15 protein-coding genes are annotated in these 21301 nt (G+C 73.7%); 8 read left to right on the forward strand and 7 right to left on the reverse strand.

Features of this window, described 5'->3' with window-relative positions; translation table 11 throughout:
* Window positions 1–59 precede the first annotated feature (59 nt).
* The 4 genes from GFH48_RS32995 to GFH48_RS33010 all read left to right on the forward strand — a co-directional run bounded on the left by GFH48_RS32995 (window position 60) and on the right by GFH48_RS33010 (window position 4987).
* The gene (locus GFH48_RS32995) at window positions 60–1478 is read left to right on the forward strand and encodes a HEAT repeat domain-containing protein (protein WP_153291739.1); all 1419 of its coding nucleotides are present in this window, start codon (window positions 60–62) and stop codon (window positions 1476–1478) included.
* Between the two features lie 139 nt (window positions 1479–1617).
* A complete protein-coding gene (locus GFH48_RS33000; RefSeq protein ID WP_153291740.1) occupies window positions 1618–2781 on the forward strand; it encodes a glycosyltransferase family 4 protein in 1164 nt (387 codons plus the stop codon).
* Complete coding sequence (locus GFH48_RS33005) at window positions 2778–3932, forward strand: glycosyltransferase (protein ID WP_153291741.1); 1155 nt, start codon at window positions 2778–2780, stop codon at window positions 3930–3932. Before GFH48_RS33000 ends, GFH48_RS33005 begins: the two co-directional genes overlap by 4 nt.
* Entirely contained in the window at window positions 3929–4987 is a 1059-nt protein-coding gene (locus GFH48_RS33010; RefSeq protein ID WP_153291742.1) for an SGNH/GDSL hydrolase family protein, read from the forward strand. The genes GFH48_RS33005 and GFH48_RS33010 overlap by 4 nt, the downstream gene beginning before the upstream one ends.
* 25 nt (window positions 4988–5012) lie before the next feature.
* Here GFH48_RS33010 and GFH48_RS33015 read toward each other — a convergent pair whose 3' ends face one another.
* The 5 genes from GFH48_RS33015 to GFH48_RS33035 all read right to left on the reverse strand — a co-directional run bounded on the left by GFH48_RS33015 (window position 5013) and on the right by GFH48_RS33035 (window position 9561).
* Entirely contained in the window at window positions 5013–5882 is an 870-nt protein-coding gene (locus GFH48_RS33015; RefSeq protein ID WP_153291743.1) for a 5-oxoprolinase subunit C family protein, read from the reverse strand.
* Window positions 5882–6496 carry a 5-oxoprolinase subunit B family protein gene (locus GFH48_RS33020; protein ID WP_153291744.1) on the reverse strand — a complete coding sequence of 205 codons (615 nt, stop codon included), beginning with the start codon at window positions 6494–6496 and terminating at the stop codon, window positions 5882–5884. Before GFH48_RS33020 ends, GFH48_RS33015 begins: the two co-directional genes overlap by 1 nt.
* Window positions 6493–7251 carry a LamB/YcsF family protein gene (locus GFH48_RS33025; protein ID WP_153291745.1) on the reverse strand — a complete coding sequence of 253 codons (759 nt, stop codon included), beginning with the start codon at window positions 7249–7251 and terminating at the stop codon, window positions 6493–6495. Before GFH48_RS33025 ends, GFH48_RS33020 begins: the two co-directional genes overlap by 4 nt.
* A gap of 28 nt (window positions 7252–7279) precedes the next feature.
* Entirely contained in the window at window positions 7280–8077 is a 798-nt protein-coding gene (locus GFH48_RS33030) for a putative hydro-lyase (protein ID WP_153291746.1), read from the reverse strand.
* 164 nt (window positions 8078–8241) lie between these two features.
* Entirely contained in the window at window positions 8242–9561 is a 1320-nt protein-coding gene (locus tag GFH48_RS33035; protein ID WP_153291747.1) for an MFS transporter, read from the reverse strand.
* Between the two features lie 203 nt (window positions 9562–9764).
* Here GFH48_RS33035 and GFH48_RS33040 point away from each other — a divergent pair, with 203 nt between their 5' ends.
* The 4 genes from GFH48_RS33040 to GFH48_RS33055 all read left to right on the forward strand — a co-directional run bounded on the left by GFH48_RS33040 (window position 9765) and on the right by GFH48_RS33055 (window position 17992).
* The gene (locus GFH48_RS33040) at window positions 9765–10469 is read left to right on the forward strand and encodes a GntR family transcriptional regulator (protein ID WP_153291748.1); all 705 of its coding nucleotides are present in this window, start codon (window positions 9765–9767) and stop codon (window positions 10467–10469) included.
* A gap of 166 nt (window positions 10470–10635) precedes the next feature.
* The gene (locus tag GFH48_RS33045) at window positions 10636–12153 is read left to right on the forward strand and encodes a hypothetical protein (protein WP_153291749.1); all 1518 of its coding nucleotides are present in this window, start codon (window positions 10636–10638) and stop codon (window positions 12151–12153) included.
* Between the two features lie 142 nt (window positions 12154–12295).
* Window positions 12296–13177 (forward strand): hypothetical protein, encoded by an 882-nt coding sequence (locus GFH48_RS33050; RefSeq protein ID WP_153291750.1) that lies wholly within the window; start codon window positions 12296–12298, stop codon window positions 13175–13177.
* A gap of 63 nt (window positions 13178–13240) precedes the next feature.
* Window positions 13241–17992 carry a coiled-coil domain-containing protein gene (locus GFH48_RS33055; RefSeq protein WP_153291751.1) on the forward strand — a complete coding sequence of 1584 codons (4752 nt, stop codon included), beginning with the start codon at window positions 13241–13243 and terminating at the stop codon, window positions 17990–17992.
* A 99-nt stretch (window positions 17993–18091) separates the two neighbouring features.
* Here the strand turns inward: GFH48_RS33055 and GFH48_RS33060 are convergent, their stop codons facing one another.
* The gene (locus tag GFH48_RS33060) at window positions 18092–19642 is read right to left on the reverse strand and encodes a GMC family oxidoreductase (protein WP_153291752.1); all 1551 of its coding nucleotides are present in this window, start codon (window positions 19640–19642) and stop codon (window positions 18092–18094) included.
* A gap of 49 nt (window positions 19643–19691) precedes the next feature.
* Window positions 19692–21254 (reverse strand): APC family permease, encoded by a 1563-nt coding sequence (locus GFH48_RS33065; RefSeq protein WP_153291753.1) that lies wholly within the window; start codon window positions 21252–21254, stop codon window positions 19692–19694.
* Between the last annotated feature and the right edge of the window lie 47 nt (window positions 21255–21301).

Genomic DNA, 21301 nt, shown 5'->3' on the forward strand with positions numbered 1-21301 from the left:
ACGCGGCCAGGTAATGCAGGTTCCCGGTTGCGTCGACGCTTGATGTGAGGCTGTTTCCCATGTTCGATCCGGTCATAGCGCCCAGCGGAACGCTGCTCGGCCTGCTCCAGAGGGGCCGCGGCGACGGCACGCTGCACGCGCTCACCGCACCGCGGGCCGAGGCGCTCGCGGCACTGAACCACTGTGTGCTGAGTGATCCCCGCCACGACTGGCAGGTGGAGAACCGCTCCCTGTACTACGCCCGTCTCTTCCTCGATCTGAGCGGTGAGCTCGACGAGATCGAGCGGCACCTCTTCGACGCCGAGGACATCCTCGACGACTGCGAGTCACGCACGGGGCTCGCCCTCGCGGTCCTCGGGCACCTCGCCTCGTACGGCAGGCGGGACGCCCTGGAGCTGCTGCGCGCGTACGCCGCCTCGGGCACCAACTGGGCCTGGGCCCTGGACGAGCTGGCCCTGCGCGACGACGACGCGGGCCTGCGGGCCCTCGCCGAGCCCGTGCTCGCCCGCTTCCCGGCCGACCCGGAGGGCGAGGCCGCGCTCGCCGCCCAGGTCCGCGACGCCTTCGAGCCCCGGCCCTGGCGGCTGTGGGCCGACGATCCCCGCGCGGCGATCGGCGCCCGCGTGCGCGCGGCCCAGGAGCAGGGCTCCTTCGACCGGTGGCAACGCCAGATGCGGCCGGCCGGTCCCCGCCCGGGATGGAGCGTACGAGCCGTGTTCGAGTGGGCGCAGCAGGGCCTGGACCGCGGAGCCGCACTCCATGTGCCGGCCGCGCGCTGTCTCACGGCCGTCGCGGCCCCCGAGGACCGGCCCGAGATCGTCGAGGCCGCCCGTGCCGGCGGCGACGGGGCCCGGTGCACCGCTCTGCGCTATCTCGCCGACAGCAACGATCCGGACGCCCTGGCGCTGATCGAGGCCGCCGTCGGCGACGGCACGGAGGCGGTCGCGGAGGCCGCCGTCGACGCGTTCGAACGCATGCGCAGTGTCGCCGCCGTCGACCGGGCCCGCGGCTGGGCGCACCGGCCCGACGCCCTGGGCGCCGCCGCGGGCCGGATGCTCGCCTGTCGCGGCGGCACCAAGGACAGCGAGCTGGTCCTGGGCGCGCTGCGGGAGGCCGTACGGGGCGAAGGTCCCGACGCGCCGACGCTGTGGACCCTGGTGGACGGCGCCGGGCGGCTCGGCATCGTCTGCGCGGCCCCCGTACTGCGGCACATCTACCGCGAAACGGCCTCGTCCCATCTGCGCGGGCGAGCCGCCCGTGCACTCGCCGCCACCGATCCCTCCTTCCCCGCGGGCTTCGCCGTCGAGTGCCTGTGGGACTGCGAGGAGTCGACCCGCGAAGTGGCCGCGCGACACGCCGAGACGGGTGACGCCCGCGTCGTGGATCAGCTGCGCCGGCTCGCGTCGGATCCGGCCGAGGAGGCGGAGGTCCAGACAGCCGTACGCAGCCGGATCGGGCCCGACGCACCCGCCGTATGAACGAGAAGTGACCCGGGGGTCAGGAGGGCATGGCCGTCGGCTGACCTGGACAGGTGTGCGAGACAACGCTCACGGGGCGTTCCCCGGCAGGAAAGATCCACGTTGACGCGGCCACGTCCAGCACGGCGAGAACACGGGTATGCGTGTCGTCATCGTGACCGAATCCTTTCCCCCCGATGTGAACGGCGTGGCCCACTGCGCGCTCCAGACCGCCCGGCACCTCGTCGATCGCGGTCACGCTCCCCTTGTCGTCGCTCCGGCCACCTCCCCCAAGTTCGCGGCATCGTTCGAACCGGGTGGTGCCCCCGTCGGGGGCGGGCCCGACTCCCTCGCGCCGTGTCCCGTCGTCCGTGTCCCCTCCCTCCCGCTCCCGGGCTACCCCCAGGTCCGTGTCGCCCTCCCCAGCCGACGCGTCGCCGCCGCGCTCGTCGAACACCGCGCGGACGTCGTCCACCTGGCCAGCCCCTTCATCCTCGGCGTCCGCGGCATGGCGGCCGCCGCCAAGCTCGGCATCCCCGCCGTGGCCGTCTACCAGACCGACCTGGCCGGATACGCCCGTACGTACATGGGTGCCGGCGAAGCCACCGCCTGGCGGCGCATCCGCTCCGTCCACACCGCCGCCGACCGGACGCTCGCCCCTTCCAGCGCGGCCCTGCACGACCTGGAGGCGCACGGTGTGCCCCGGGTACGGCTGTGGCCGCGCGGGGTGGACACCGTCCGCTTCCGTCCCGAACACCGGGACGAGGCGCTCCGGCGTGAACTGGCGCCGAACGGCGAGCTGATCGTCGGCTACGTAGGCCGGCTCGCCCCCGAGAAGCAGGTCGAACTGCTCGCCGGAGTCTGCGGCCTGGACGGCGTACGCGTCGTGGTCGTGGGTGACGGGCCCAGCGAGACGTCACTGCGCGAGGCGCTGCCCGGCGCCGTCTTCCTCGGGCGGCGCACCGGCGACGAACTCGCCCGGATCTTCGCCTCCCTGGACGTCTTCGCGCACACCGGCCCCTTCGAGACCTTCTGCCAGACCGTGCAGGAGGCCATGGCCAGCGGGGTCCCCGTCGTCGCGCCCGCCGCGGGCGGACCGCTGGACCTGGTGGCACACGGCCGGACGGGCCTGCTGGTGCCGCCCCGCGACGCGGCCGCGGTGCGCGACGCCGTGGCGGCCCTGGCGGCCGATCCGGCCCGCCGGGCCGACTACGGCGCCGCCGGGCGCGCCACCGTCGAGGGCCGCACCTGGGCCGCCGTCGGTGACCAGCTCATCGGCCACTACGCCGAGGTGCTCTCCGCGCGGACGGTGGTGGCGGCATGAGTCTGCGCATCGTGCGGCTGGCCAACTTCGTGGCTCCCGCCTCCGGAGGCCTGCGCACCGCCCTGCGGGAACTCGGCACCGGCTACCGGGCCGCCGGCCACGAGCCGGTGCTGGTCGTCCCCGGTGAGCGGGTGAGCGACACCGAGACCGAGCAGGGACGGGTCATCACACTGCCCGGACCGCTGCTGCCCGGCACCGGCGGCTATCGCGTGCTCACGGACAAGAAGCGCGTCGCCCGCCTCCTGGAGTCCCTCGCCCCCGACCGGCTCGAGGTCTCCGACCGGACCACCCTGCGCTGGACCGGGGTCTGGGCGCGGCGGGCCCGGGTGCCCGCCGTGATGGTCTCCCACGAGACCGCCGACGGCGTGCTGCGTACCTGGGGGCTCTCCGAGGCGATGGCCCGCAGGACGGCCGACGCCCTCAACACCCGTACGGCGCACTCCTACGCGCGGGTCGTGTGCACGACGGAGTTCGCGGAGCGCGAGTTCGTGCGCATCGGCGCCCGCAATGTCGTACGGGCACCGCTGGGCGTCGATCTGGCCGGGCGGCATCCCGCGCTGAGGGATCCCGCGATACGTGACCTTCACGCGCGCGCGGACGAGGTCCTGCTGGTCATGTGCTCCCGGCTGTCCGTCGAGAAGCGGCCCGGTACGGCACTCGACGCGCTGGAGGCACTGCTGCGGCGGGGGGAGCGGGCCGTGCTCGTCGTCGCGGGGGACGGACCGCTGCGGGCCCGGCTCGAACAGCGGGCCGCCGAGCGCCGGCTGCCCGTCACCTTCCTCGGGCATGTCGCCGACCGCGCGCTGCTCGGCGCGCTGCAGGCATCGGCGGACGTGTGCCTGGCGCCGGGGCCCGCCGAGACGTTCGGGCTCGCCGCCCTGGAGGCGATGGCCTGCGGCACCCCCGTGGTCGCCAGCGCGCTGTCCGCGCTGCCCGAGATCGTCGGGTCCGCCGGGGCCACCGCCGCCGACAGCGGTGACTCCTTCGCGGACGCGGTGCGGCTGCTCCTGGGGCGTCCCGAGACCGAGCGCCGGGAAGCGGCACGCGCGCGTGCCGAGTGCTTCGGCTGGGACACCGCGGTCAAGGCCTTCCTCGCGGCGCACGACGCGCCCGCCGAGGTGCGGCCCCGCCTTCAGGAGGGCGTCGGATGAGACCCCTCCGTTTCGTGGCCCTCGGAGACTCGCTGACCGAGGGCGTGGGCGACCCCGTGGGAGAGGCCTGGCGGGGCTGGGCGGCACTGCTCGCCGACGGGCTTGCGGGCGGAGTGCCCGAGGGGGTGCCGGACGGGGTGTCCGAAGGGACGCCGGGGGTGCCCGTAGGGGCCCCTGCCGGGCTCGGACGCGGGTCGGACGGGGGGTTCGCCGCCGGGGCGGCAGGTGGGCCGTCGGGCGGGTTCACCGGCGGGACGGCCGGTGGGCCGGGCGACGGGACTTCGGGACGGGCCGTCGGCGGGCCGTCCGAAGGCCCCGGCGCGTCCGTCGAGTTCACCAACCTCGCGGTGAGCGGCGCCCAGACGCGCGACGTCCTGGAACGGCAGACGCCCAAGGCGCTGGCGCTGCGCCCGGACGTGGTGTCCGTCGTGATCGGGGTGAACGACACCCTGCGGTGCACCTTCGACATCCACGCCGTGGCCGCCCGGCTCGACGAGGTGTACGCGGCCTTCCGAGATCAGGGTGCCGTGCTCCTGACGGCCTGTCTGCCGGATCCCGGTGCGATGCTCGGACTGCCGGGGTCGCTCGCCCGTCCGCTGGCCCGGCGCCAGCGGGCCGTGAACGCGGTCGTGCACGCGCTGTCCGAGCGCTACGGGGCGGTGCACGTGCACGCGGCGGAGGGCGCCTGGCTGACGGACCGCGAGCTGTGGAGCGCGGACCGGCTGCATCCTGGGGAGCGCGGGCACCGGCAGCTCGCCCTGCGCTTCCACGCGCCCCTCGCGCTACGGGGCGTCGCCACCGGGCCCGCCCCGTCGGCCGAGCCCGAGTTCCCCGCGCCGACCCGTTCGGCGAGCCTGTGGTGGCTGGCCACCGCGGGGACGGGATGGGTGGCCCGGCGGTGCACCGATCTGTTGCCGCAACTGCTCACGCTGGCCGCCGCCGAGGTCCGTCACCGGGCACGCGGCACCAGCGCCCGGCTCGACCTCGGCGCCTCGCACGCCGTGGCCTCCGCGCTGGCCGCGCTGTCGGGGGGCGAACAGCCGGACGCCGCATGAGGAGGAGCGGCGGCCCGTCGGCCCCTCAGCGGCGGCGTACGGCCAGGAAACGGACCGGCGTTCCGGCGACCGCCTGAGCGGCCGCGGAGAGGTCGGCCGTGACGGCCACCGCGATCACCGGGTACCCCCCGGTGGTCGGATGGTCGGCGAGGAACACCACCGGCCTGCCGTCGGGCGGCACCTGCACGGCACCCAGGACCATGCCCTCACTGGGGAGTTCGCCGGAAACGGCCCTCTCCAGAGAGGGCCCTTCCGTACGCAGCCCGATGCGGTTGCTCGCCGAGGACACCCGGTAGCCGGCCGTCGTCAGCGTGCGCAGGGCACCGGCGGTGAACCAGTCGTCGCGCGGCCCCGGTGTCACCCGCAGGACGAGCTCGGCGGGCGGACCCGGGTGCGGAACCACGTCCACGCGCGCGGGCACGTCGCCGGGGTCGCCCAGCGGCAGCACCGCACCGTCCGTGAGGGGCGGCGGGCCCAGGCCCGAGAGGAGGTCCGTGGAGCGGCTGCCGAGGACCGGGTCCACGGCGACTCCGCCGGACACGGCCACATAGGTGCGCAGTCCCGCGCGGGCGGCGCCGACGTCCAGCAGCGCCCCGGCGGGGACACGCACCGGCGCGCCCCAGGGCGCCGGCCGTCCGTCCACCGTGACCGGGCAGGGCGCGCCCGCGACGGCCACGGTGACCGCGGAACGCGGACGCACGGCGCAGCCGTCGAGGGTGGTCTCCAGGACGGCCGCCTCGACGGGATTGCCGACGAGACGGTTGACCAGCGCCGCCGCGGGCGCGTCCAGCGCGCCGGAGCGGGGGACACCGAGATGCGCGTGGCCGGGGCGGCCCCGGTCCTGGACGGTGGTCAGGGCCCCGGCGCGCACGACGGCCAGGGCCCGGTCGGTCATCAGCACTCCGCCGCTGCGAACCGGACCCGGGTGCCCGGGGCGAGCAGCGCGGCCGGCACCCGCGTGTGGTCCCACAGCACCGCGTCCGTGGTGCCGATCAGCTGCCAGCCGCCCGGCGACGAGCGCGGGTACACGCCCGTGTAGGGGCCCGCGAGGGCGACGGAACCCGCCGGGACCGAGGTACGCGGAGTCGCCCGGCGCGGCACGTCGTACCGGGAGGGCAACCCGGTGAGGTAGCCGAATCCGGGTGCGAACCCGCAGAAGGCGACACGGAACTCGGCCGCCGTGTGGATCGTCGCCACCTCGTGCTCCGGAACTCCCCACCGCGCCGCGACGTCGGCCAGGTCGGGGCCGTCGTAGCGCACGAGGATCTCGATCGCGCCGCCCGTGCGCGCGGGCAGCGGGGGGATGTCCCACCCGGGGATGCGTGACGCCAGGCGCACCGGGTCGTCCAGGCCGTCCAGCAGGACCGTACGGGCCGCCGGGACGATCTCCCGGACGGAGAGGGAACCCTCCGACCGGCGGCGCAGCAGTTCGGCGTGCAGGGCCTGGGCCTCCTCGCCGGAGGCGACCTCGACGAGCAGGGCGTGTTCCCCGACCGGCAACGCCCTCATACGAAGGGCTCCACACGGATGCCCGAGGACTCCAGACGCGCGCGGACCCGGCGCGCCAGCTCCACCGCGCCCGGGGTGTCCCCGTGCAGGCACAGCGAGCGGGCGCGGACCGCGACCCGCTCCCCGGTGTCGGACGTCACCGTGCCGGAGCGGGCCAGGCCGAGCGAGCGTTCGACGACCTCCTCGGCGTCCGTGATCACCGCGCCGTCGCGGGTACGCGGTACGAGGGTTCCCTCGGCGGTGTAGGCGCGGTCCGCGAACGCCTCCGTGACCGTGGGCAGTCCGGCCCGCTCCGCCAGCTTCAGGAAGCGGGAGGACGGCAGACCGAGGACGGGCAGTGCGGCGCCCGTGAGCAGGACGCCGTCGACGACCGCGGCCGCCTGCTCCTCGTCGCGCACGATCCGGTTGTAGAGCGCCCCGTGCGGCTTCACGTAGGCCACGCGCGCGCCCGCCGCGCGCGCGAAGACCTCCAGGGCGCCGATCTGGTAGGCCACTTCGGCCGTCAGCTCGTCGGACGGCACGTCCATCGCGCGCCGCCCGAAACCCGCCAGGTCGCGATAGGAGACCTGGGCGCCGATCCGTACGCCGCGTTCGGCCGCCAGCTCGCACACCCGCCGCATGGTCACCGCGTCGCCGGCGTGGAATCCGCAGGCCACGTTGGCGCTGGTGACGACGGACAGCAACCGCTCGTCGTCGGTCAGCCGCCAGCGGCCGAAGCCCTCGCCGAGGTCGGCGTTGAGATCGATCGGGGTCATGGGACGCAGTCTCTCCTCTCCGGCCGCTTCAGGCCACGCGGTACTGGTCGTCACGGGCGTCGGTGAGGAACATCTGTCCGGGCGCGTGGGTGATCGCGAACGGCGGGCGGGACGCCATCACGGCCGCCTGAGGAGTCACCCCGCAGGCCCAGAACACCGGGATGTCGTCCGGTTCGGCGTCCACCGCGTCCCCGAAGTCGGGGTGCGCGAGACTGCGGATGCCCAGCCCGGAGGGTTCCCCGCAGTGCACGGGGCTGCCGTGCACCGCGGGCATGAGGCTGCTCTCCCGGATCGCCGCGGCCAGGTGTTCGGGCGGGACCGGGCGCATCGACACCACCATGGGGCCGTGCAGCCGCCCGGCCGGCCGGCACCGGCGCGCGGTCACGTACATGGAGACGTTGCGGCCCTGTTCGATGTGGCGCAGGGGCACGCCCGCCTCGGTGAGCGCCCACTCGAAGGTGAAACTGCATCCGATCAGGAACGAGACCAGGTCGTCACGCCAGCGGTCGACGACGTCCGTGGGCTCGTCCACCAACTCGCCGTGCTCCCACACCCGGTAGCGCGGCAGATCGGTGCGCAGGTCCGCGCCCTCGGCGAGCGGGGTGGTCCAGGAGCCCGCGTCGGTGACGTCGAGGACCGGGCAGGGTCCGGGGTTGCGCTGGCAGAACAGCAGCATGTCGTACGCCCAGTCGGCGGGAACCGAGATCAGGTTGGCCTGGGTGTGCCCTGCGGCGATCCCGGCCGTCGGGCCGGACACGCCCGAACGGAACCTGGCGCGCGCCGTTTTGGGGGTCCACGCGCGCGCGTGCTCGCCGAGCGGGTGCAACGGGCCCTCCTGGGAGGTGTGTTGTGCGGGGGCCGCGGAGGTGGCGGGGGCTGGAGGAGCCGCCGGGCACGCGGCGGCCGCTGAGTCGGCGGACGGGGCGGACGGGGCGGACGGGGTGGACGAGACGGACGGGGCGGACAAGGAGGACGGGGAAACCACGTACGTCACAGGAGTTCCTTTCCGCGGGTCTCGGGGAGACCGATCAGCGCCAGGGCGGCGAGCGCGTAGCCGATCGCGCCGAAGACGAGGGCGCCGCCCACGCCCCAGCTGTCGGCCAGGAAGCCCACCAGGGTGGGGAAGACGGCGCCCACGGCACGGCCGGTGTTGTACGTGAAGCCCTGTCCGGTGCCGCGCACCGCCGACGGGTACAGCTCGCTGAGGAACGAGCCGAAGCCGCTGAAGATCGCCGACATGCAGAAGCCGAGCGGGAAACCGAGCACGAGGAGAAGCGTGTCGGCGCCGCTCGGGAGGTTGGCGTAGGTGAGGACGCAGACCGCGGAGAGGATCGCGAAGAGCAGGATGTTCCGCTTGCGGCCCAGCCTGTCGGTGAGGTACCCGCCGGTGAGGTAGCCGGTGAAGGCCCCGGAGATCAGGAACGTGAGGTAGCCGCCGGTGCCGACGACGGACAGACCCCGCTCCGTCTTCAGGTACGTGGGCACCCAGGTGGCCAGCGTGTAGTAGCCGCCCTGGACTCCGGTGGAGAGGAGGACCGCGAAGAACGTGGTGCGCAGCAGGCCGGGGTCCTCGGCCGTGGCGGGCCTGAAGATCGCCGTGAACGAGCCCTTGTCCGCGCTCCTCTCGCGCTCGGCGGCGGCCCCGGGGGCGTCCTGCACCCGGCGGCGCACCCAGACGACCAGCAGCGCGGGCAGCGCGCCGGTCCAGAACATCACGCGCCACGCGAGGTCGTCGCCGAGGAACTGGAAGACGAGGGTGTAGACGAGCACCGCGAGGCCCCAGCCGACGGCCCAGGAGCTCTGGATCGCGCCGAGCGTGCGGCCCCGGTGCCTCGGGCTCGCGTACTCGGCGACCAGGATCGCGCCGACCGCCCACTCGCCGCCGAACCCGAGGCCCTGGAGGGCGCGGAAGACCAGCAGCGTCTCGTAGTCGGGCGCGAATCCGCAGGCCACGGTGAACACCGCGTACGTGATCACGGTGATCATGAGTGCCTTGACGCGTCCGATCCGGTCCGCGACCACCCCGGCGATCGCGCCGCCGACCGCCGAGACGACCAGGGTGACGGTGGTGAACAGACCGGTCTGGCCGCTGTCCAGCTCGAAGTACGCCGCCAGCGCGACCATGCTCAGCGGCAGGGTGAAGTAGTCGTAGGAGTCGAGGGCGTAGCCGCCGAACGCGCCGGCGAAAGCCCGGCGGCCCCGCGGGCCGAGGGCGCGCAACCAGCCGAACGCGCCGTCCTGTGAACCGGGCTGACCCGCGCCCGGGCCGGTGCCGGCGGTCAGGGCCTGGGAGGGAGGGGTCGTGCTCATGGGCACCTCGCAATGAGGGACGGAGGGTGCGTGAGGACTGAGCCGTGCCGTGCCGTGCCGTGCCGTGCGGAAGGGACGGGCGCCGGGTTCGAGCGGGAGGTGCGGGCGGTGTGGCGCCGTCTGACCGCCAAGGTAGAGGATCGTTGAACGATCCTTCAATACCCGTGTTGTTTCGTTCCTGTATCTACGATTGAATTCCGGGCATGGCAGAGCTGACCGGACTGGCCGACGACCGCGCCCTGCTGGGCCGCACCAGCACCGCCGAGAGGGTGGCCGACATCCTCAGGAGCCGGGTCGCCGAGGGGTACTTCCTGCCCGGGACGCGCCTGTCCGAGGACAGCATCGGCGGGGCGCTGGGTGTGTCGCGCAACACACTGCGCGAGGCGTTCCGGCTGCTCACGCACGAACGGCTGCTCGTCCACGAGCTCAACCGCGGGGTCTTCGTACGGGTGCTGACGGTCGAGGACGTCGAGGACATCTACCGCACCCGTGCCCTCGTCGAGTGCGCCGTGGTCCGAGGGCTCGGCGAGCCGCCGTACGCCCTCGACGACCTCGCCCTCGCCGTCGCGGAGGGGCGGCGGGCGGCGCGCGAAGGTGACTGGAAAGCCGTGGGTACGGCCAACATCCACTTCCACCGGGAGCTGGTCGCGCTCGCCGGGAGCTCCCGCACCGACGAGGTGATGCGCAGTGTCTTCGCCGAACTGCGGCTCGCCTTCCACGTGGTGGACGACCCGCGACGGCTGCACGAGCCGTACCTCGCCCGCAACCGTGAGATCCTGGGGACACTGCGGGCCGGCGACCGGGACGGGGCCGAGCACCTGCTCGCGGTCTATCTCGACGACTCGCTCGAAAGGGTCGTGGAGGTCTACGCGCGGCGGGTGGCGGACGGCGCGGAGGGCGTCGGCTGAGACGTGGCGCGCGGGGCGTCGACCGGGACGTGGTGCGCGGGGCCCCGGCCGAGGCGCGGGCGGAGCGTCGGGGCGCGATGGGCGGGGCGCGCCGAACCCGCGGTGACGGGCGGTCGCTTCTGCGCCGTTTCGACCGTTGTCAGACCGAGGACCTAGTCTGTGCACCGTGACTTCGCCTGCATCGACGGACCGTGTTCCGCCCCAGTTCAGCGCGGCGCCGCGTTCCGCTCCGGGGCCGGCCGCCGACGAGGGCCTGGCGCGGCGGCTGCGTGCGCTCGCCTGCACCGCGCCGCTGCACGACCTGGACGTGCGCAAGGCGAATCTCGCCGGCGAGTACACGGTCTACGGCATGGCCGAGGTGGCCCTCTCCGCCATCGACGTCGTCACCCTGAACATGGACTTCGACACCGGTGCCGACCACGACCAGATAGTGGCCAGGCTCATCCCGCGCATCGCCGCGCAGGCACCCCGGCGCCCGGTCGCCGAGCACGAGCGGGTGGCCCGCTGGGTCCTGGAGAACCTGATCAACGTCGGCAGCGTCGACCGCGGCTTCCGGGCCGTGTACGGCACGTTCGCGCCCGACGGCTCCTATGTCCGCCGCGACTACGACTTCAAGCTGATCGAGGAGGTCCCGGGGTACGGGGGGACCGTCTACCTCCGTACGACGGACGAGGCGGTCAACGTCCTCGTCGGCGCCCTCGACACCGACGTGACCAGCGCGCAGATCGCCGCCGAGGTCAAGCTGGAGGTGCTGATCAGCCGGGGCCGCCTCGCCGACGCGCAGCTCGCCGCCGAGCAGGCCCGCTACCGGACCGTGCAGTACTCGGAGACGCTCCGCAGGGCGCTCGACGCCACCCGGCGCAATGTGCGGGCCGTCGACTGGCTCCGGGCCGTGCCCGACATGATCGCCGAGGCCCTCGACCACGTGGCGGACCGCTACCGCCACGAGAACGCGATCCTCACCAACATCCGCAAGGCCCGCGACGAGTCCGAGGACCCCGAACAGAAGCGCCGTGCCGCCGAGCTCGTCGACATCGTCAAGGACTGCATCCGCCGGCACACACAGCTGCAGTCCCGGCTCCTGGAGGCCGGCCCGCTGTTCCGCGCCGAGCAGGACCGGCAGGCCTTCGCCACCCCCATGACGACCGCGGGCATCGACCTCTACGGCCACCTGGTCGCGCCCCTGCTCCCGTTGCCCGTCGAGCAGGCGCGGCGCGTGACCGACGCGTTCTTCGCGCGCGGGACCGGCCTGCGCACCCCCGTCTCCGTCCGCGTCGGTGATCTCGTCGACCTCCTGCTGACCCCGCCCGTGGAGCGGGAGCACCTCGGCGCCGAGATGCCCGAGCCGGACCTGATCGCGACCCCGGACGACAGCCGCTTCAGCGAGGAGCAGCTCGCGAGCGCCATGGAGTTGCTCGACCTGCCCGCCGACGCGCCCCGGCGGCTGTCCGGGCTGCTGGCGGACGCACGTCGCCGCGACCGTGAACTGCCCTACCTGGTAGCACTGTTGGCCATTCACGCGGCCAGTCCACCGGTCGGTACCGCCTACCGGCAGGGTGAGGAGAAACTGCTCTTCGCCGTCGACGACGGGACCGAGCTGGACGATCCGGAGTTCGGCGGTGCCGATCTCATCGTGGGAATGGCCCTGCTGGACGCGGCGGGGATGGCGGCGGACCGGAAGTGAACGCCTCGTCGCAAGCGCCGGGGAGCCGCGGGTCGTCCATGGCCCGCCGGCCGGTCGGGGCCGGTCGCGCGGCCCGCCGCACCCCGCACCGGGGCGCCCCCGCCCCCGTACCTGTGAACCTTCTGGACAAGGAGCCCCTTCCGTGACCGAGCAGCACGTCGAGTGGAGCGAGCCGGACGTCGTCGCCGCGCCGGCGAACGCCCCCGTCACGCCCGCCGACGCCGCCGACGCGGCGCGGCTCGTGGCCTTCGGACTGCAGCCCAAACTGCAGCCCGCCCGCGACCAGGAGTACGCGGAGCTGCTGCGGCGCTACCGCGAGGACCCGCCCTTCGCCCGCCTCGCCGACGCCGTGGCCGCCGGGCTCGGCCTGATCGTCCTGGAGGTGTCCGCTCGCGCGGGCATGGCGGTCACGGCCGCCGAGGACTCCGTCTTCGCCGTCCGCATGGGCGACTACGCGCGCCGTACCTCCGCCGACTCCGTGGACCGCTTCCTGCACGGCCTCGCCCACCTCGCCGTGGCCGCCCTGGCCTTCCCGCGGCCGGAGGACCTGGCCGACGACGGGTACATCGGACGCGTCTCGGTCAACGGCGTCGACGCGTTCGTACGACAGGCCTGCCGCCGCCTGGAGGAGCGCGCCGAGGAGCTGGGCGAGAACACCGATCCGGCGACCGAGGCACCGGGCCTGGAGGCGGCCTGGCGGATCTGGGCGCGGCGCAGTTCCACCGGGGCCACCAAGGACGCGCGAAGACTCGCCGGCTCGACCACCGGCATCGTCGGCAAGGCCGTCGCGTTCCTCACCGACTCCGGCTTCCTGCAGCGCACCGGCGACGACGCGGGCGGCACGTACCGGACGACGGCCCGCTACCAGCTCCAGGTCCGGGACATGGCGGGCAGCGCCGCGATGGCCGAACTGCTCGAGCTGGGCGTCGTCCCGGTGACCGACGGCACCGCGAGTCTGCTGCCCGCCGAGGACGGCGACGACCTGGAGCCGGTGGCCGGCGCCGGACTGCCGTTCCACTCCTGAACCGCCCCCGCATCCCCAGCACCTCCGCACGTATCCGAAGACTGACGACGAGAGTCCGCCGCCATGTACGAGCTGTCCCGGGTCCGCCTCTACTCCATCGGGCCGGCCGGTGCGCGCTACGCCGACACCGTGCTGGACCTGCGGGGTGTCGGTGAGCCCGTGCCCGACCCCGCACCCATCCAGGCGGAGTTCTTCGCGGACGAGCCGGTCGGGCCGCCGCGCCGGCCCGCGCCCGCGGGCGTCCTCTTCCTGGAGAACGGCGGCGGCAAGTCCGTACTGCTCAAGCTGATCTTCTCGGTGATGCTGCCGGGGCACCGCAACACCCTGGGCGGCGCCAGCTCCGGTGTGCTGCGCAAGTTCCTGCTCGCCGACGACTGCGGCCACGTCGCGCTGGAGTGGCAGCACACCCTGACCGGCGAGTGCGTCGTGGTCGGCAAGGCCAGCGAATGGCGCGGACGACAGGTCTCCAACGACCCGCGGAAGTTCGCCGAGGCCTGGTACTCCTTCCGGCCCGGCCCCGGCCTGAGCCTGGACAGTCTGCCCGTCGCCGAGGCGACCACCGTCCGTCCGACCGCCGAGGGAGCGTCCGGCGCGCAGGGACGGCGCCGCACCATGAAGGGCTTCCGGGACGCCATCACCGAGGCGGGCAAGGCCTACCCGCACCTGGAGGTGCACTGGGAGGAGATCCACGACCGCTGGAACGAACACCTCGGTGACCTCGGCCTCGACCCCGAACTCTTCCGCTACCAGCGGGAGATGAACGCCGACGAGGGCGAGGCCGCCGGCCTCTTCGCCGTCAAGAAGGACTCCGACTTCACCGACCTGCTGCTGCGCGCGGTCACCGACACCCGCGACACGGACGGCCTCGCGGACCTGGTCGGCGGCTTCGGCAACAAGCTGGGGCGGCGCTCCGAGCTGATCGCCGAGCGGGACTTCACGGCCGGCTCCGCGGACCTGCTCGGACGCATCGTCGAGTCCGCCGACGCCCGTTCCCGCGCACGTGACATCCACGCGGCCGCCGAGCGGCGCACCCGGACGCTCGCCCGGCGCCTGTCCGCACGGGCCGTGCGGGAGCGGGTGCGCGCCGGAGAGCTCGCGCAGCGCGTCACCGCCGCCGCCTACGCCGTCACCCATGCCGAGGGGGCCCGCGAGCGCAGCGCGCTGATCGCCGCGGAACTCGCCTACCGGCACGCCTCGTTGGCGCTCGCCGGGGCCGAGAAGTCGGCGGCCGCGCAGAAACGTGAGCTCGCCGACGCGCGCACGCTGCACACCTCATGGCAGGCCGCCGAACTCGTCCTGCGCCACCGGGCCGCGGCCGACCGCTCCGCGCGCGTGGCCGCCGCGATCCTGGAGGCCGAGCGGGACGCCGCGCCCGCGCTCGCCGCCCGCGCCCTGGCCGCCGTCGACCTCGTCCGCGCCCTGCACCGCGCAGCCGAGGGCGCCGAAGCGCTCGCGAACGAGGAGGAGGAGCGCTCCGCCGGACTGCAGGACGTCGGCGAGACCGCGTACGCCGACTCCACCGCTGCGGCCACCGCCGCCCAGCGCGCCCGCAGCGAGATCGGACACCTGCGCCAACGGCTCAGCGAGGTCGAACAGGAGACCGCCGAGGCGGTCCGCGCCGGCTGGCTCGACGACACCGCTCCCGACGCCGACCCGGCCCGCGCCGCGCTCGCCGCCAGCGACGCCGAGAAGACCGCCGTCGCGGCCTGGGACACCACCCGCGAGGCCTCGCGACGCGCCACCGAACACGCCCGGGAGGCCGCGTCCGCCGAGTCCCGCGCGGAGCTGACGGCCGCCCGCGCGGCCGACGCGGCGACGGCGGCCGAGCGGGCGTACGACGGGGAGCGCCGTACCGCGGAGGCGCTGGCGGCCGAGGAGCGGCTCGCCGAACTGCTCAGCCTGCCCAGCTCCGGAGCCAGGGCCCGTGGCGGGGTGCCGCTGCCCCGGGCGGGCGCGGACACGGCCGACGCGCTCACCGGCCGTCCGGTCCGGCAGGCGGGCACGGGCGACGACCCGGCCGGGCGCACCGGGCACTTCGGCGGCCACGCCGGAGCCGGCGGCGGGGGCGACTCCTCCACCGACCCCTGGGCCGCGGCCGAAGGCGCCCTCACCCCCGAGGAGCTGGACCAGTACGCCGACGAGCTGCGCGCGCTCCTCGACGACGGAGTGTCCGCCGCCGAACGCCAGCTCTTCGAACTGCGCACCGCCGCGGCCGACGACGCGCGCATCCTCGGTGCCCTCGGCGACGGCGGGCTGCTGCCGCCCGGCCCGGACGTCCTGGCCACGGTCGAGTACCTCGGTGAGCACGGCATCCCGGCGCTGCCCGGCTGGCGCTATCTCGCCCAGGCCGTCGACCCGGTCGACCACGCGCGGGTGCTGGCCGCCCGGCCGGAACTCGTCGACGGTGTGATCATCACCGACCCCGCCACCCACGCACGGGCCCGTGAGGCACTCGCGGAGGCCGCGCTGCTGCCGCGCTCAGCCGTCGCCGTGGGCACCGCCGCCGCGCTGCTCGCCCCGACCCCGGCCGCCGACGCGGGAGACAGCGGGGTGTTCCTCGTCCCTCCGAACCCGGCCATGCACGACGAGCACGCGGCCGACGAGGAACGGCAGGCACTGCGTGCCCGCGCCACCGTCCGGGACGAGGAGATCCGCGCCCTGGCCGGCCGGCTCGCCAAGGACCGGGAGCTGGCGGCGCGGCTCGCGTCCTGGCGCACGGGATGCCCGTCCGGCCGGCTCGTCGAACTCGCCGCGGCCGCCCAGGAAGCCCGCGCCTTCGCCCAGGAGTCCGAGGCCGAACTCGCCGAAGCGCGCACGGCGCGGGCCGAGGCCGACGAGACCGCCGCCGAGGCCGCGCTCCTGCGCGACGAACGCCAGGACACCGCCCAGCGCGCCCGGCGCGCCGCGGACGCGCTCGCGGGTCTCGCCTTCCGGCTCCGCGAGCGCGCCGGCTGGCAGGTGAGACTGCGCGAACTCGCCGACGAGGCAACGGAGTCGGAGGCCCGCGCCCAGACCTGCCTGGAGCGCGCCCGCGCCGCCGACGAGGACCGCCGCGCCACCCAGCGTGCCGCCGACGACGCCCGCCGCACGGCCCGCGCGCTGCGCGCCGAGCGCGCGGAGATCGCCGGCGCCCCCGACGACGTACCGCAGGACGCGCCGGCCGCCGCGAAGTCGTCGCTGCCCGCCCTGCGCGAGGCCTACCGCGCCGCGTCGCAGCTGTACGAGCAGGTCGGCGTCGGCGCCGACCTGCGGGCCGAGCAGGCGCGGGCGGAGAGCGACGAGAGCGCGGCGCTGGCCGAGCTGGAGCGGCTCAGCAACAAGGTGCGCACCCGTGCGGCACAGCTGCTGGAGGCTCCGGACGGCTCGGACGGGCCGTCCCGGCAGGCCGCCGCCGCCCGTGCCGAGGAACTCGTACAGCTCCTGGAGACCCGGATGTCGACCGCGAGCGAGCAGCTCGGGCGGCTGCGCGGCGAGGCCGAGCGGCACGCGCCGCAGGACGGCGAGGCCCACACCGAACTCTCCGCGGAACTGGTCCCGCGCGACGCCGAGCACGCCCAGACCCTGCTGCGCACGGCCACCGGTGAACTCGCCTCCCGAGCCGAGGCGTTGAACCAGGCTCGGGCCGCGCACGCCGAACTGCTCGACGCCCACCGCACCGCCGAGGACGCGGCCGGCGGCTTCGACGAGACGGCGGCCCTCCTGCGGGACCTGCTGCGCGAGCACTCGGACGAGGAGCACGAGGAGCAGGAGCCCTACCCCGGTGGCCTCGAAGAGGCACGGCACGCGGCCACCGAGACCCGCCGCTCCCTGCGCGGCTGCGCCGCCGACCTCTCCGCCGCCGAGGGCGCCGTCCGCGAGGCCGGTGACATCCTCGTACGGCACGCCAACTCCACCCGCTACGAGCAGGTGCGCACCCCGGCCCGGCAGCAGATCCGTGAGCTGCCCGTCTCCGCGCTGCCCGAGCACGCCCAGAAGTGGGCGGACGCCTTCGCGCCCCGACTGCGGGTCCTCACGGACGAGTTGGAGCAGCTGGAGCGCAACCGGGACTCGATCGTCGACCGGCTGCGCGGGCTCGTGGAGTCCTCCCTCGCCACCCTGCGCTCCGCCCAGCGGCTGTCGCGGCTGCCCGAGGGGCTCGGTGAATGGTCAGGACAGGAGTTCCTGCGGATCCGCTTCGAGGAGCCCGACCAGGCCACGCTGACCGAACGGCTCGGCGAGGTCGTCGACGAGGCCACCCGCGCGGCGGTCAAGAAGAACTCCGACATGCGCCGCGACGGCATGTCGCTGCTGCTGAGGGGCGTCGGCGCCGCGCTCCGGCCCAAGGGTGTCGCGGTCGAGATCCTCAAGCCGGACGCCGTGCTGCGGGCCGAGCGTGTTCCCGTCGGACAGATGGGCGACGTGTTCTCCGGCGGGCAGCTGCTGACCGCGGCCATCGCGCTCTACTGCACGATGGCCGCGCTGCGCAGCAACGACCGGGGCCGCGACAAGCACCGGCACGCCGGCACGCTCTTCCTCGACAACCCCATCGGGCGCGCCAACGCGACGTACCTGCTGGAGCTGCAGAGGGCCGTCTCGGACGCGCTCGGTGTCCAACTCCTTTACACCACGGGACTGTTCGACACGACAGCGCTCGCCGAGTTCCCTCTCGTGATCCGGTTGCGCAACGACGCGGACCTGCGCGCCGGGCTGAAGTACATCAGTGTCGAGGAGCATCTCCGGCCGGGACTGCCGCGTGAGGCTCCCGCCGGGGAAGCGGTGCACACGGAGATCACGGCGACGCGGATGTTCAAGCGGCCGGCGCCGGCCGCCTCGTAGCGCGCGGGGACGTGGGGACGGAGGGCCGGGGGAGCCGCGGACCGGCCGTGGCCGGCCGCGCGGTTCCCCGCGTCCCCCGGCGCGCCTCATGGAGCGCCTCTACACGTCCTCCTTCAACAGGTCCGCGCACTTCTCGCCGATCATCATCGTCGTGATGCAGGGATTGACGGAGATGAGATCCGGCATGACCGAGCCGTCCGCGACCCGCAGACCCCCGACCCCCTTGACCCGCAGCCGCGCGTCGAGCGGGGCCGAGGTGTCGTCGTCCGCGCCCATCTTCACGGTGCAGGACGGGTGGTAGACGGTGTTGTGGGTCTTGTGGATGTAGTCGAGCAGTTCGTCGTCCGTCCGGATGTCCGGGCCGGGAGCGAGTTCCGCGCCCGCCCAGCCGCTCAGCGCGGGCTGCGCCGCGATCTCCCGGGCCAGCCTCAGCCCGTACGTCATCACGCGCACGTCGTGCTCGTGGGTGAAGTAGCGCGGATCGACCCTCGGCCTGTCCCGGTGGTCGCGGGTGCGCAGCCGCACGGTGCCGCGTGACTTCGCGCGGGTGACGTTCGGGGTGAGGCAGAAGGCGTTCTCCGTCGTGGGGAATCCGTGCCGCGCGGTGTTCATGTCGAACGGCACCGAGCCGTAGTGGTACATCAGGTCCGGCCGGTCCAGGCCCGGTTCGGTGTCGTAGAAGATGCCCGCCTCCCACCACTGGCTGGACGTGGTGGTCATCGGCTGCCGGGCCTCCCACATGATGACGCCCTCGGGATGGTCCTGGAGGTTCTCACCGACACCCGCCGAGTCCACCACGACGTCGACACCGACCTCGCGCAGATGGGCCGCGGGGCCGATGCCCGACAGCATCAGCAGCTTGGGCGTGTCGATGGATCCGCAGGACACGATCACCTCGCGACGGGCGCGCACGGTCCGTGTGTGGATCAGGTCCGGGTCCAGGTACTCGGCGCCCACGCACCGCCGCCCCTCCAGGACGAGTTTCTTGGCGCGCACCCCCGTACGCACCGAGAGGTTCGGCCGCTTGCCCATGACCGGGTGCAGATACGCGACCGACGAGGACTGGCGGACGTTGTTCTCGTCGGAGTTGATCTGGAACCAGCTGGCGCCGCGGACCACGGTCGTGCCGGTGTTGAAGGCCGTGGTCGGAATGCCCGCCTGCGCGCACGCCTCAAGGAGTGCGGTGCCACAGGGGTCCTCGCCCTTGAGCGTGCGCAGTTTCACCGGTCCGGTGCGACCGTGGTGGTCGCCGGGGGCGTCGTTGGACTCCAGCCGCCGGTAGAGCGGGAAGAGTTCGGCCGCGCTCCATCCCGTACAGCCCGCCGCGGCCCAGCCGTCCAGGTCCTCGGCGGGGGCCCAGAAGGCGATGCAGGAGTTGTGCGAGGAGCAGCCCCCGAGCACCTTGGCGCGGGCGTGCCGCAGGAAACTGTTGCCGCTGGCCTGCGGCTCGACCGGGTAGTCCCAGTCGTAGCCGGACTCCAGCAGACCCATCCAGCGTTCCAGCTTCAGGACGTCGTCGTCGCCGACGTCGCTGGGCCCCGCCTCCAGCACGCACACCGTGACGGTGGGATCCTCGGAGAGCCGGGCCGCCACCACGTTGCCCGCCGTACCGCCACCGACCACTACATAGTCGAACTCATCGACAGTCATGGAGAGTTGACCTCCTCGGTTTGCTCTTCGGCCGATTGACCGCCGGTCCTCACTCGGCGGCGGGGGCGATCAGGGGAGAGGCGGCGGAGGCGTCGGACCGGAGCTGGTGCTCGGCGAGCACCCCGGTGCGGTGCCGCTGCACGAACCAGTAGTAGGCGTAGCCGCCCCCGGCGACGACGGCCACGAACAGGACAGCGCCCCAGCGCAGGTACCAGTGGTACGGGGCGGTCGCGTTGTAGACCTCGGAACGCGGCCAGATGAGGTTGAGCGTCATGGCGGCGCCCCAGACGACGGCGACGATGTTGACGAGCAGCCCCCAGCGCCCCAGCGAGAACTTGCCGTCGCCGGCCGGCCGCCATGTGCCGCGCAGCCGGGCGATCAGCATGGGCCCGGTGACCATCAGGTACGCCAGGTAGATCATGATGATGCCGATGCTGGTGACCACGGTGAAGATCTGCGGCTGACGGATGTTGACCACCAGGATCGCCAGTGCCAGGAGGCCGATGATCACGGTCGGCAGGACCGGAGTCTTGAACCGCGCGTTGACCTTGGCGAGTTTCGACGAGGCGGGCAGGTTGTTGTCGCGGGCCATCGCGAAGGCCAGCCGGACCGCCGCCGTGTGCACGGCCAGCGCGCACACCGTGACCGCGATCAGCACGCACCACAGCATCGCCTTGCCGGCCGTCGGGCCGAGCACGTCGAGGACGATGTACTGCAGCCCGTCCGTCGAGAGCTTCTCGCCCTTCAGGCTGGAGACGCTCATCAGCGCGAGGAGCAGGACGAGCCCGCCGAGCACGAAGGAGGCGACGATGGCGCGGATGATGGCGCGCGGCGCGTTCCGCGAGGGGTCGAGGCACTCCTCACCGAGCGACGAGGCCGTGTCGAATCCGTACATCACATAGGCGGACGCCAGCGAGGCCACCAGGAACGCGCCGAAATAGCCGAACGGCTGCCCGTCGCCGGTGCCCTGGGTGTCCATCACCACCTGGGGGCCGCGCGTGATGTGCACCGCGAACAGGATGATCAGCACGACGGTGGCGATCAGCTCGATGAAGACGCCCGCGGTGTTGATGGTCGCCATCAGCTTCACGCCGAAGGCGTTGACGACGGTGGTGAACAGGATCAGTACCGCGGCCAGCAGCACGGCGTTGGTGGCGACGTCGTACTTTCCCGTGCCGTCGCCCACGAACTGGAAGGTGGAGGAGATCTGCGGGAGCGTCAGCTGATAGGCGAGCGCGACGGCCGCGATCGTCACGATCGACGCGAGCAGCATCATCCAGCCCGCGAGCCAGCCGATGTGTGGATTGCCCACCTTCTTCGCCCAGTTGTAGACCGACCCGGCCACCGGGTAGCGGGCGGCGAGTTCGCCGAAGCAGAGCGCGACCATGAGCTGGCCTATGAACACCATCGGCCAGGACCACCAATAGGCGGGACCGCCGCTGCCGTAGCCGAAGTAGAAGAGCTGGAAGGTGCCGGTGAGGATGGAGATGTAGCTGATGCCCGCGGCGAAGGTGTGGAAGTTGCCGAGCGTGCGCTTCAGTTCCGGCTTGTAGCCGAACTCGGAGAGTTCGGCGTCGTCGTTCTGGTCGGTCGTCGGTGGACGGGTGGTCATGAGCGGCCTCCTGGATCGGGGAGAGGGGCGCGGCTCGTGCGGGTGGA

Source organism: Streptomyces fagopyri (assembly GCF_009498275.1).
Lineage (GTDB): Bacteria > Actinomycetota > Actinomycetes > Streptomycetales > Streptomycetaceae > Streptomyces > Streptomyces fagopyri.